The organism is Priestia sp. D3YE.R1, from assembly GCF_049199565.1.
Lineage (GTDB): Bacteria > Bacillota > Bacilli > Bacillales > Bacillaceae_H > Priestia > Priestia aryabhattai.
Genome location: NZ_JBLTHW010000001.1, coordinates 163,914 through 176,486, shown reverse-complemented (window position 1 = coordinate 176,486; position 12,573 = coordinate 163,914). Strand labels below are relative to the sequence as shown.

The 12,573-nt window shown below is 39.4% G+C and carries 11 protein-coding genes; 1 reads left to right on the top strand and 10 read right to left on the bottom strand.

What is annotated here, in order from left to right; translation table 11 throughout:
* Positions 1-345 precede the first annotated feature (345 nt).
* The 5 genes from ACOZIR_RS00895 to ACOZIR_RS00875 all read right to left on the bottom strand — a co-directional run bounded on the left by ACOZIR_RS00895 (position 346) and on the right by ACOZIR_RS00875 (position 5,393).
* Positions 346-1,326 carry an electron transfer flavoprotein subunit alpha/FixB family protein gene (locus tag ACOZIR_RS00895; RefSeq protein ID WP_013085165.1) on the bottom strand — a complete coding sequence of 327 codons (981 nt, stop codon included), beginning with the start codon at positions 1,324-1,326 and terminating at the stop codon, positions 346-348.
* Positions 1,327-1,359: 33 nt separating this feature from the next.
* On the bottom strand, positions 1,360-2,133 hold the full coding sequence (locus ACOZIR_RS00890; RefSeq protein WP_421535492.1) for an electron transfer flavoprotein subunit beta/FixA family protein: 774 nt from the start codon (positions 2,131-2,133) through the stop codon (positions 1,360-1,362).
* 18 nt (positions 2,134-2,151) lie between these two features.
* A complete protein-coding gene (locus ACOZIR_RS00885) occupies positions 2,152-2,925 on the bottom strand; it encodes an enoyl-CoA hydratase (RefSeq protein WP_045291135.1) in 774 nt (257 codons plus the stop codon).
* A 78-nt stretch (positions 2,926-3,003) separates the two neighbouring features.
* Positions 3,004-3,588, bottom strand: coding sequence for a TetR/AcrR family transcriptional regulator (locus ACOZIR_RS00880; RefSeq protein ID WP_045291137.1), 585 nt, complete (start codon positions 3,586-3,588; stop codon positions 3,004-3,006).
* Between the two features lie 113 nt (positions 3,589-3,701).
* A complete protein-coding gene (locus ACOZIR_RS00875) occupies positions 3,702-5,393 on the bottom strand; it encodes an AMP-binding protein (RefSeq protein ID WP_310878321.1) in 1,692 nt (563 codons plus the stop codon).
* A 218-nt stretch (positions 5,394-5,611) separates the two neighbouring features.
* Between ACOZIR_RS00875 and ACOZIR_RS00870 the strand changes: the two genes are divergently transcribed.
* On the top strand, positions 5,612-6,718 hold the full coding sequence (locus tag ACOZIR_RS00870) for a 5-methyltetrahydropteroyltriglutamate--homocysteine S-methyltransferase (protein WP_045291141.1): 1,107 nt from the start codon (positions 5,612-5,614) through the stop codon (positions 6,716-6,718).
* Positions 6,719-6,869: 151 nt separating this feature from the next.
* Here ACOZIR_RS00870 and ACOZIR_RS00865 read toward each other — a convergent pair whose 3' ends face one another.
* From ACOZIR_RS00865 to zapA, 5 genes are all read right to left on the bottom strand, one after another.
* A complete protein-coding gene (locus tag ACOZIR_RS00865; protein WP_013059411.1) occupies positions 6,870-7,277 on the bottom strand; it encodes a DUF350 domain-containing protein in 408 nt (135 codons plus the stop codon).
* A gap of 181 nt (positions 7,278-7,458) precedes the next feature.
* Positions 7,459-9,822, bottom strand: coding sequence for an endonuclease MutS2 (locus ACOZIR_RS00860; RefSeq protein ID WP_045291142.1), 2,364 nt, complete (start codon positions 9,820-9,822; stop codon positions 7,459-7,461).
* A gap of 19 nt (positions 9,823-9,841) precedes the next feature.
* Positions 9,842-11,554 (bottom strand): DNA polymerase/3'-5' exonuclease PolX, encoded by a 1,713-nt coding sequence (gene polX, locus ACOZIR_RS00855; protein ID WP_045291145.1) that lies wholly within the window; start codon positions 11,552-11,554, stop codon positions 9,842-9,844.
* A gap of 198 nt (positions 11,555-11,752) precedes the next feature.
* Positions 11,753-12,310 (bottom strand): CvpA family protein, encoded by a 558-nt coding sequence (locus tag ACOZIR_RS00850; protein ID WP_014458067.1) that lies wholly within the window; start codon positions 12,308-12,310, stop codon positions 11,753-11,755.
* Positions 12,307-12,567: a cell division protein ZapA gene (gene zapA, locus ACOZIR_RS00845; protein ID WP_013059415.1), complete on the bottom strand. Its 261-nt coding sequence runs from the start codon at positions 12,565-12,567 to the stop codon at positions 12,307-12,309. The genes ACOZIR_RS00850 and zapA overlap by 4 nt, the downstream gene beginning before the upstream one ends.
* Positions 12,568-12,573 lie beyond the last annotated feature (6 nt).

Sequence of the window (12,573 nt, the reverse complement as noted above, 5' to 3'; positions counted from 1 at the left end):
TTTTGCTTACATTTATACTGTTTATTCTCCGCTCTAGTTTGTACAATTTGCCTAAAAATATGCGTAGAAAATTTCGTTTTCCACGTAATAAAAGAGATTGAGACCTAACTAAATCAACCGAATCTAAAAGCGAACAGATTGGATAAATAAGATTGGATAAATAAGATTGGATAAATAAGCTCGTACAAATCACTTGTTCCACCGCTGTTGATTTCCGTGCAAGACTTCTTCGCCTTGCCCTCCAATCACCAGCTAAAAGCAACTACGTCCATGAAAAAATCCGAACGATTAATCGTTCGGATCTTCCTTCAACAAAAATACGTTTGTCCTAGCCTCTTTTACTATTTACGCAGACTGTACTTTCAGCTTTTTAAATTCTTCCGTTAGCAGAGGCACTACTTCAAATAAATCTCCAACGATTCCGTAGTCAGCTACTTTAAAAATGTTCGCTTCAGGATCTTTATTGATTGCAACAATAATTTTTGAATTTGACATGCCGGCCAAATGCTGAATAGCACCTGAAATTCCGCAGGCAATATATAAATCTGGTGTGACTACTTTGCCCGTCTGACCGATTTGAAGAGAATAGTCGCAGTAATCTGCATCGCACGCTCCTCGAGACGCTCCAACAGCTCCATTTAACACGTCCGCTAGTTCTTGGAGAGGTCCAAAACCTTCCGTGCTTTTTACACCTCGACCACCTGCAATCACGACTTTTGCTTCGGATAAATCAACTCCTTGCGTTGCTTTGCGTACAACTTCTTTTACAACGGTACGCAGGTTTTTAATTTCAACATTTAAATCCTCTACATCGCCTGTACGTCCCTCATCTTTTGCAAGCGGTGAAATATTATTTGGACGAATCGTGACAAACGTAAAAGCATCGGTCATGATTTTCTTTTCAAATGCTTTACCAGAATAAATTGGGCGAGTGAAGACTACTTGATCCCCTCCCACTTCTACATCCGTCACATCGGAGATAAGTCCTTTGTCTAAGCGGGCTGCCAGCTTTGGCGCTAAATCTTTGCCAAGAGCCGTATGGCCAAATACGATAGCTTCAGGCTGTTCACTTTCAATGATGGCTAATAACGCCTGAGCGTAACCATCCGATGTGTAAGCAGCTAAATCTTCGTGCTCCGTCACAACAACTTTATTCGCTCCGTACGCAATAAGCTCTTCACTTAAAGCTTTTACGTCCTTGCCTACTAACGCTGCAACAATTTCTCCTCCGTCAGCTACAGTAGACGCTGCGGAAATCGCTTCAAACGATACGTTTCGTAATCCCCCATCACGTGCTTCTCCTAGAACTAACACTTTGCGTCCCATTACAATACCCCCATTGTTTTGACTTTTGACTTATTAAATGACTTTTGCTTCCTTATGCAGTAAATTGACCAGTTCTGGTACTTGATCTTTTATATCTCCTTGTAATACGCGTCCTGCATCTTTTTTCGGAGGCAAATAAATTTCAATTGTCTTTGTTTTTGCTTCTACATCATCTTCATCTAAATCTAAATCATCCAGTTCCACTTCAACCAACGGTTTCTTCTTCGCTTTCATAATCCCTGGAAGAGATGGATAGCGAGGCTCATTAAGTCCCTGCTGAGCTGTTACTAAAAGAGGAAGCGACGTTTCAATAACCTCTGAATCACCTTCCACATCGCGTACAACCGTCACTTTTTCACCTTCGATATCCAATTTTGTAATGGTCGTAATATAAGGAATTTCTAACTGTTCTGCTACGCGCGGTCCCACTTGGCCCGAACCTCCATCAATCGCTACGTTTCCTGCCAAGATTAAATCAGGAGATTGTTCTTTTAAGTACTGTGCCAGCAGCCTAGAAGTCGTGTACTGATCGCCATCTTCTATGTCATCTTCTGTGTTGATTAAAACCGCTTTATCTGCTCCCATAGCCAAAGCAGTTCGGAGTTCTTTTTCTGATTCTTCCCCTCCTACACTCACGACCGTAATCTCCCCGCCATGCTTTTCCTTTAGCTGAATAGCTTCTTCAACTGCATACTCATCGTAAGGATTAATAATAAATTCAGCTCCATCTTCAACAATTTGACCATTTTTTAAAGAAAGTTTCTCCTCTGTATCGAATGTTCTTTTTACTAACACATAAATATTCATTCAATTCCCCTCCTAAGCTTATTTTCCTAAAAATTTAGGCTGGCGCTTTTCAATAAAAGCAGCTACGCCTTCTTGAGCATCCCGGCTTTTGAATACGCTTCCAAAAAGCTGCGCTTCTTTTTTGATGCCGCTGTAATAAGCATCTGTTTTTACATGCTGAAGCAGCTGCAAGGTAGCTTTAACAGAGATTGGGCTTTTTTTGGCAATTTTTCTAGCAAGTAAAAATGTTTCATTAATAAGCTGACTTTCTTCAAAAGCTGCGTTTGCCAATCCTAACTCCACTGCCTCGATTCCGGATATTGGATCGCTTGTCAGCATCATCTCACAAGCCTTATGAACTCCTACATAACGAGGCAATCGCTGAGTACCTCCAAACCCTGGTATAATTCCTAACTGAAGCTCAGGCAAGCCCAGCTTAGCATTTTCCGTTACCAAACGGATATGGCAGCTCATAGCAAGCTCCAATCCTCCGCCTAAGGCAGCTCCATGAATCGCTGCAATAACTGGTTTTGGGTAATTTTCAATATACTCAAAGAGCTCTTGACCGTTAACAGCAAGCTTCTCGTATTCTTTTTCCTGCTGAAGTGATGTAAACTCTTTTATATCAGCTCCAGCACAAAAGAATTTCCCTTCGCCTTTAATGACGATAACTCTTGTCTCTTTGCTATCTTCTAAATGTTTTAAAACACTTGAAAGATCTTTTAATAAATCTTGAGACAAAGCGTTAGCAGGTTGTCTATTCAACGTAATGAAGCTTATGGCATCAACAGTTTCAACCTGTATAATCTCCATTTGTTTCCCCCACCCTTTCTTTCTATTTTCATTACCTTGCGCTTCTCCCCTCGCAAGGGACAGCAGGCTCACTTACGATTATGAGCCGCTGCAGCCGTTTAACAGCAGGGAATGGACTTTATCCACCGATTCTATTAGACCATATCGATGATCGTTCATTACCCATGTTGTGACAGTTTCATCAATCGTTCCAAAAATCATCTGTCGCGCAAGGCGAACATCTATATTTTCAGAAAACTCACCCGTTTCGATTCCTGTCTGTAAAATAGAATCAATGAGAGTCAGATAATCTTTTAATACATCGTTAATTTTCAATCTTAAATCTTTGTTTGATTGACGCAGTTCGAGCTGTGTCACTGTAGCTAAATGATGATCCTCCGCTAAAAACGAAAAATGCTTGTCAATTAGTACATGAAGTTTTTCTGCCGCGGTTTCAATCCCCGCCAGTTCTTCATAAATCTTTTCTACAAATTGTCCCATCTTCTCTTGAAATAAGGAAATTAAGACATCTTCTTTGTTTTTAAAATATAAATATATCGTACCGTCTGCAACTCCAGCCTGCTTAGCAATTTTAGAAACCTGAGCATTGTGGTATCCGTTTTCTGCTATTACTACTACAGCTGCATCGATAATCTGCTTATACTTTGGCTTATTTCTTCTCAATCTTATACGCTCCTTTAAAATATGAATGATTATTCATTCATATCTTTATAATAAAGAAACCGCAAGTATCTGTCAATTATGTTTCAACAAAAAAAATCAAAGGCGACGATCGACTACGTCGCCTTTTTATGCTTTTCATTTTCTTCTTCAATCAGCGCTCGTCGCAAAATCTTACCGACCGCTGTTTTTGGAAGCTCATTTCGAAATTCATAGAGGCGCGGAACTTTATAAGCGGCTAAATACTTTCTAGAAAACTCATTTAACTCTTCTTCAGTACATCTTACACCATTTTTCAATACAATGTAAGCCTTCACTGTTTCTCCTCTATATGGATCAGGAACACCTACCACTACAGCTTCTTGAATTTTTTCATGCTCATATAATACTTCTTCAACTTCTCGAGGATAGATATTATATCCCCCGGCAATAATAATATCTTTCTTTCGATCTACTACATAAAAATAACCTTTATCATCCATATAGCCAACATCACCTGTTAGCAACCATCCGTCTCGCATAACAGCCTCCGTTTCTTCAGGCTGTTTCCAATATCCTTTCATTACCTGAGGACCTTTAACCGCAATTTCTCCTACTTCGCTTACAGCAGCTTCTTTACCTGTTTCAAACGAGAGAATTTTGGCCTCCGTGTCTGGCCAAGGCACTCCTATGCTTCCTGGTATTCTCTCTTTCCAAAGAAAATTAGCATGAGTAACAGGAGAAGTTTCTGTTAAACCGTATCCTTCCACTAGTTTACCTCCAGTGAGCTTTTCAAACTGCTCCTGTACTTCCACAGGAAGAGGAGCCGAACCGCTCATACATGAATCAATAGAAGATAGGTTGTATTTTGCTAAATCAGGATGGTTTAATAAAGCGATGTAAATTGTTGGAGCACCTGGAAATAAAGTAGGCTGCTGCTTATGAATGGTTTTGAGCGTCGTTTTTGCATCAAATTTAGGCAGAAGCACCATCTCGTAGTTTTGCAAAACCGATAGAACAAGAACCGTTGTTAAACCATACACGTGAAAAAACGGGATAATTCCAAGCACTTTTTCTTCTCCATGCTTGCAGCGGTATAACCAATGTGAACACATCGTTGCATTGGCTACCAAGTTTTTATGAGTAAGCATAACTCCTTTTGGAAAACCTGTTGTTCCCCCAGTGTATTGTAAAATCGCGATATCTTCGTCTGAAATTCCCTCGGCATTACATACTGCTGGAGAGGATTCATTTATAATGCGTTTAAATAAATGCGTAGTCTCCGTATGACTCACATCCACGCTTATCTTCTGCTGTTTGCGCTGAATAAATGGATAGAGTACGTTTTTGGGAAATGGGAGATAATCTTGAATAGAGGTAATGACTACGTGTTCTATACTTGTTAACGCTTTCATTTTTACTACACGCGGATATAGCAAATCAAGTGCAATAATCATAGTCGCTTCTGAATCATTCAGCTGATACTCTAACTCTCTTTCCGTATACAAAGGGTTTGTTTGAACGACTACTCCTCCGGCAAGAAGAACAGCATAAAAGGAAATGACAGCTTGAGGGCAATTTGGAAGCATAATGGCTACTCTATCCCCTTTTTTTAATCCCAATTCAATAAGGTAAGATGACAGTTTCAAAGAATCTTGATGCAGCTGGGAAAACGTCATTTTTTTCCCTAGAAAATAGATTGCGTTTTTTTTAGGATCTTTTTGAACTGCTTCTTCAAAAAGCTGTGCTAAATTTTTTTGTTCATAATGAAGCGCAGCAGATATTTCCTCTGGATATTGAGAAAGCCATATCTTTTCGGTGGATTCCACACGTATCCTCTCCCTCAAAAAAATAAAAAATTAGAATTTTCTAATTAAAATTATAGTTCATTCTTTTTTTAGATGCAATCGTTATTGAATGTTCTCTTTCCTGCCTAATCACTCTTTCATCCTGCAGCGTAATAAATAAAAAATTGGATTTACCCCTGTACATTATCCGAATTTTTTGTATATAATAAAAATTAGATTTTTTTAAGGAGCTGTATAAATTGATAACAACATTGACTAAAGGACCGTTCAAAGCAGATCACGTTGGAAGCTTTTTGCGTCCCGAGCGTATCAAGCAAGCACGATTACAAGTGGAAAACGGGGAAATGACAAAGAAACAGCTTCGAGCAATTGAAGATGAAGAAATTAGTAAGCTCGTAGAAAAGCAAAAACAAATTGGATTAAAAGCCGTCACAGACGGTGAGTTTCGCCGTGCGTGGTGGCACTTTGACTTTCTATCAGAACTTGTTGGCGTAGAACTTTACGAAGCAGAGTCGGGAATTCAGTTTCACGGGGTCCAAACAAAAGCTCACGGTATAAGAGTGACTGGAAAACTAGATTTTAATCAACACCCTATGATTGAAGATTATAAATTTCTTCATCAAGCGGCTGGAAAAGAACACGTGGCTAAGTTCACCATTCCAAGTCCCAATATGCTGTTTTTCAGAGGTCATATTGAAAAGTCTGCTTACTCGGATACGGATGTATTTTTTGCTGATTTAGTTAAAACATATCAAAAAGCCATTCAAGCATTTTATGATGCCGGATGCCGCTATTTACAGTTAGATGATACTGCGTGGGCGGTCTTTTTCTCAAAAAAAGGACAAGAACAAATCGCGTCAAAAGGATTTACGCCCCAAGAATTACTGAAACGTTTTACGGATGCGATCAATGAATCCATTGCGCATAAACCAGATGATATGGTTATCACAATGCATATTTGCAGAGGAAATTTCCAGTCTACTTATACAGCAAGCGGCGGATATGAAAATGCGTCAAAAGCTATTTTCAGTCAGTTAAACGTAGATGGACTATTTTTAGAATTTGATGATGAACGCTCAGGAGGATTCGAACCTCTTCGACATGTAAAGCGAAATGATCTTCAGATTGTCCTTGGTCTTATTACATCAAAATTTGGAGATTTAGAAGATCCTGAAGCAGTGAAAAAACGAATTGCTGAAGCGGCAGAATTTGTTTCTCTTGATCAAATTTGTTTGAGTCCCCAGTGCGGATTTGCTTCTACAGAAGAAGGAAATTTACTAACTGAAGAGCAGCAGTGGGATAAAGTAAAGCACGTGATTTCAATTGCTGAAGACGTATGGAAGTAATCATTAAAAAAGCTGACCTGCTTTAAGGCCAGCTTTTTTGCTGTCATCACCATGTTAGGAAAAGCTATATAGATAAATAGATAAGACCAATAAGCATAAACACTCCGCATAAAACGAGTAAAATTTTCGCTAACTTCTCCATGACTCTCTCCTATCCTATCCCTGCTCCTATTACATAGGACATACCGATTGAAATAACAAGTGAAATAAACCCAACGGCTCTGTTATCTTGTTCAATTTCATCATCGATTCGAAATTTCGGCGTCAAAAATTCGAAAATAAAATAGCTGACTAGTAAAAGAACGAACCCATATATTCCCCATCCGAGCATTCGTAACAAATTGTCGTTATGCTCAATCGAATAGCGAAAAATATTAGCTAATCCAAATATTTTCCCACCTGTTGCCATCGCAACAGCCATATTTCCTTTTTGAATCTCTTCCCAGTTCTTATACTTGGTAACGAGCTCAAACACAACAAGAAAGACGACAATGCTCAAGACAACCACGCTGTAATAAGCGGCGGATTCAATATACGGGTCTTTCCAAAAATCCCTCATTTTTGCATCACTCCTAATTTATATTACACTCCACGCAATGAACTGACAGGTCTCTTTCCTATACTTGTATCGTTCTTAAAAGAGATAGAAAATCCAGCATAGTCCATAAGCCATGTCGGATTTTCTATCTTCATATATGCTTGTTCAGCGCATCAACTGACACCTTTATTTCAACATTCTTTTATTTAAATTCCACAACCGTAACGCCAGAACCTCCTTCAGAAGCTTCTCCAAAACGAATATTTTTAACAGAACGATGATTTTTCAAATATTCCTGTACACCTTTACGAAGAGCTCCAGTTCCTTTACCGTGGATAATCGAAACGCGCGGATAGTTGGCTAACAAAGCATCATCAATATATTTTTCAACTCGAATCAGCGCATTTTCATAGCGCTCTCCTCTTAAATCCAGTTCTAGATTTACATGATAATCTTTTCCTTTTACCATAGCAAGCGGCTTTGTTTCTACTGGTTTTGGGGAACTGATATATTGGAGGTCTTTTTCTTTCACCTTCATTTTCATGATTCCCATTTGTACTTGCCATTCATTATTGCTTACTTGTTCCACAAGCGTTCCTTTTTGTCCCCAGCTTAAGACTTTCACTTCATCTCCAGCTTGAAGAGTGCGCTCTTGTTTTTTCGGCACAGCCGGTTTCTTTTTACTTTTTTCAAGAGTTGGAACCGCATCTTCTAGACGCTTACGCGCTTCAATCAATTCATGCTCTTTTACAAGCGCATGATTTTTTTGACTCATTTTACGCAAATCGCTAATGATTTTCTCCGCTTCTTCAGATGCTGCTTGAACTGTGGCTTGAGCTTTTTCTTCAGCTTTTTCGTACAGCTTGTCTCGTTTTTCATTAAACTCAATAATCTGACTCTGTAGTTCTTTATGAAGCTTCTGAGCCTCTTTTCTTAGCTCTTCAGCTTCTTCTAGCTCGTGTTCAGATTGACGGCGGCTATCTTCAAGAGAAGCGATCATATTTTCTACTTTATTTGTTTCTGAGCCAATATAGCCTTTGGCACGTTCAATTACTTCTGCACTTAAACCTAAACGCTTTGAAATTTCAAAAGCATTGCTTCGGCCCGGTACACCAATCAGCAGCTTGTAAGTAGGACTCAATGTTTCAATATCGAACTCTACGCTAGCATTGACCACTCCTTCACGGTTATAGCCGTACGCTTTTAATTCAGGGTAGTGAGTAGTCGCAACTACGCGAGCGCCTCTTTCATATACTTGATCTAAAATCGAAATCGCAAGCGCTGCACCCTCTTGAGGATCTGTTCCTGCTCCCAATTCATCGAACAAGACCAGACTTTCATGATCTACTTTTTGTAAAATATCTACAATGTTGACCATATGAGATGAAAAGGTACTCAGACTTTGTTCAATGGACTGCTCATCTCCAATATCAGCAAATACGTGTTTAAACACAGCCATTTCCGATCCATCCAGCGCAGGAATCTGCAAACCTGCTTGAGCCATTAACGTAAATAATCCAAGTGTTTTTAACGTGACGGTTTTACCGCCGGTATTTGGTCCTGTAATAACGATAGACGTATATTGATCACCTAGCTCAATATCATTCGCAACGACATCTTCCTGTGCAATAAGAGGATGTTTTGCCTTCACTAACTTAATATAGCCTCGGTCGTTCATTTTAGGTTTTGAAGCTTTTAGCTCATGGCTATAGCGCCCTTTAGCAAACATGAAGTCCAGCTCACCTAACAGATAAACGTTTTGACGGAGTTCATTTGCCACTTCCGCTACCTGAACGGTTAGAGCAATGAGAATACGCTCAATTTCTTGTTTTTCTTTTACTTTTGCTTCTTGAAGCTCATTGTTTAACGTCACAATCGCCTGTGGCTCAATAAATAACGTTGCTCCAGATGAAGACTGATCGTGCACAATGCCTCCATACGCACTGCGATACTCTTGCTTAACAGGAATAACAAAACGTTCGTTTCGAATGGTAACAATCGCATCTGACAACATTTTTTGAGCAGACGAGGAGCGAATAAGACTTTCTAGCTTTTCGCGAATACGAGACTCCGTTGAACGAAGTTTTTGACGAATGCCTCTTAGCTGGTCGCTTGCACCGTCTAGCACTGTACCATTCTCGTCAATGCTCATTTTAATTGTTTGTTCTACCTCAGGAAGAGGCATTAGTTTTTCGATATGTTCAGTTATAATAGGAAGCTGTAAATCTTCGTCTTCTACTACTTGCTCGATAAATTGCTTAACTTGTCTTGCAGCATAAATAGTGCTTGCTACATCAAGAAGTTCATTAGAGCTTAGCGTTCCTCCAATTTCAGCGCGCTTTACGCTAGGTCGAACGTCAAAGATGCCTCCTAGCGGTACGTTGCCACGCAATCGCAGCACGGTTGTAGCTTCATCTGTTGCTTCCTGCCATTTGACTACTTCTTCATACTGAGTCGAGGGAATCAAATTCGCTACTTTTTCTCGGCCTAAAGAAGAAGCTACTTTTTTCTGAAGCTGTTCCTTAACTTTATTAAACTCTAGTACATGGAAAATACGTGATTGCAAAACTGATTCCTCCTGTTGCTTATTTATGTCGATTTAAAAAGGCGGTTAATTCTTTGAGGCTATACGTATTTAATACCGTTTCTGGTTTAAGCCAGCCTTTAATTCCCGTAGATATTCCAATTTCCATATGCTCTAACATGTCTAGATTGTGAGCATCTGTATTAATCGCAATTTTAACTCCTGCCTCTTGTGCTTTTTTTATGTGCTCAGCGGCTAAATCTAAACGGTTTGGATTCGCATTTAGCTCAAGAGCCGTTTTTGTTTCTTTAGCTAATTCAATTAGCATATCAATATCTACATCATATCCGTTGCGGCGACCAATCAAACGACCGGTCGGATGAGCGATTAAATCTACATGAACATTATTTAACGCTCGCTTTAAGCGATTCATAATTTCTTCGCGTGATTGTGAAAAACTAGAGTGAATGGACGCAATAACAAAATCTAGCTCAGCTAGCATTTCATCATCATAATCAAGTGTTGCATCGGGCAAAATATCCATTTCAATTCCTGCTAGTATTGTAAAATCATCGAACTGTGCGTTTAAACGATTAATTTCTTCACGCTGTTTGCGAATGCGTTCAGGCGTTAGACCGTTAGCTACTTTTAAATACTGAGAATGGTCTGTAATCGCCATGTATTCATAGCCTCGCGCGCGACATGCTTCCGCCATTTCTTCAATTGAATACGCCCCGTCGCTCCACGTAGAGTGCATATGCAAATCACCTTTTACGGCACCGTAGGTCACGAGCGTTTGTGGCTTTATAAATGCGTCTACTTCCGTTCCATCTTCACGAAGTTCCGGCGGAATAAAAGACAGCCCAAAATGTTCATAGAATGCTTGTTCAGACTCAAATGTCATGACTTCGCCTGTCTCCGCATTTTCAACGCCATACTCGCTAATTTTTTCACCGCGTTCTTTTGCTAATTGACGCATGCGCACGTTATGATCTTTTGATCCTGTAAAATGATGAAGCGTCGTGGCAAACGCTTTATCTTCTACAAGACGAAAATCCACAGATACATCGTACTCATAAGCTAACGTTACCGATACTTTTGTATCTCCATTTGCAATGACATCCTTCACATTTGGCAGCGATACTAGCTGTTCACGGACAGCATGAGGCTCAGCTGTTGAAATAATAAAATCAAGATCTTTTACGGTTTCTCTCATGCGGCGGATGCTCCCTGCTTGAGAAAAACGCTCAATGCTATGCATCTGTTTAAGGGCTTCTAAAATTTCTTCCGCTATTGGAAGCATAAAAGCAAGAGGCAAACGATCAGGACGCTTCCCAAACTCTTCAATAGCAGCGATAATTTTCTCTTCCGTCTTTTTACCAAAACCGCTTAGTCCCTGCACTCGATTTTCCATACACGCCTGATGCAGTGATTCCATATCTCGAATATCTAGCTCTTTATATAATTTAGCAATTTTTTTACCTCCAAGCCCCGGCAGCTTAAGCAGAGGAATAAGTCCTTCAGGAACTTCTTGCTTTAGTTCTTCTAGTACGCTTGATTCATTTGTTTCCATATACTCTGTAATGACTGCAGCCGTTCCTTTTCCAATTCCTTGGAGCTTTGTAAAATCCTCAATCTCTGTCAGCGTTCTCTCGTCTGTTTCTAGCGCTGCAGCTGCTTTTCGAAAAGCAGAAATTTTAAAAGGGTTATCTCCCTTTAATTCCATATATGTAGCAATTGTTTCTAACAATTTAATAATATCCTTTTTATTCATCTCTTTTCACCAGCCTATTATCATAATAACGAACCTTTCAAAAACATGATGAGTGACATATCTACTCTCTCAAATGTTTATCTAGACATACTTTTATCTCCGTGAAAACCGCAGAACAGACTGCGATAAAAAAAGAGGGTATCTCAAAAGTATTATGACACTTTCGACACACCCTCTCAACAAGCTATTGTAATTTCATTACATTACACCATACTGTGTCCACAAATCTTGAATCGCAGACGATAAATATGGAGTATTTTGTACGATATTGATTGCAATTGAAGACTGTTGAATTGGCGTTTGAATTTCACTTACCGGAATCACGGCTCCAATGTATAACAAAATAAAAACGATGATATACACTTCAACGAATCCAAGTGCACCTCCGCCCCATTTATTTAACTGGCGCAGAATTGGCAGTTCGGTTAAAGCCGTTAAAACAGAGCCTGCAAGGCGAAGTACAATGTGAGTAGCAAAAAATAAAATCGCAAATGCAATCATTCGATAAAAAGCGTCTTCTATCGTTCCAGAATCAAATACAAACGATGCGACACTTTGCTGCTGAATATTGTCCGGAAACGGAATCAGCAAGCGAAGTCGGCTTGCCAAATCTCCACTAAACATATAAGCGACGATAAACGAAACCGCAAAACTGACAATATGAATGAGCTGCAAAATAAACCCTCTTTTAAGACCTGTTACAAAGCCTAAAAGAAGCAATATAATTAAAATGATATTAAGCATTGACTCAGTCATTCCTCTTTTCCATAAAGTTTTTGTTCAAGTCTCTCATAATCTTCTTTCAGTTTTATATATTCGTGTACAGCATTCACAGCTGTTAATACTGCTAATTTATTGATATCTAAAGAAGGGTTTTTAGTACTGATTTCACGCATTTTTTCATCCACTATAGAGGCGACAAGTCGAATATGGCTTGTACTTTCGCTACCGACGATGCTGTACTGCTGACCAAAGATGTCAACTGTCGCACGTGTTTTATCTTGTCTTGACACGAGAAA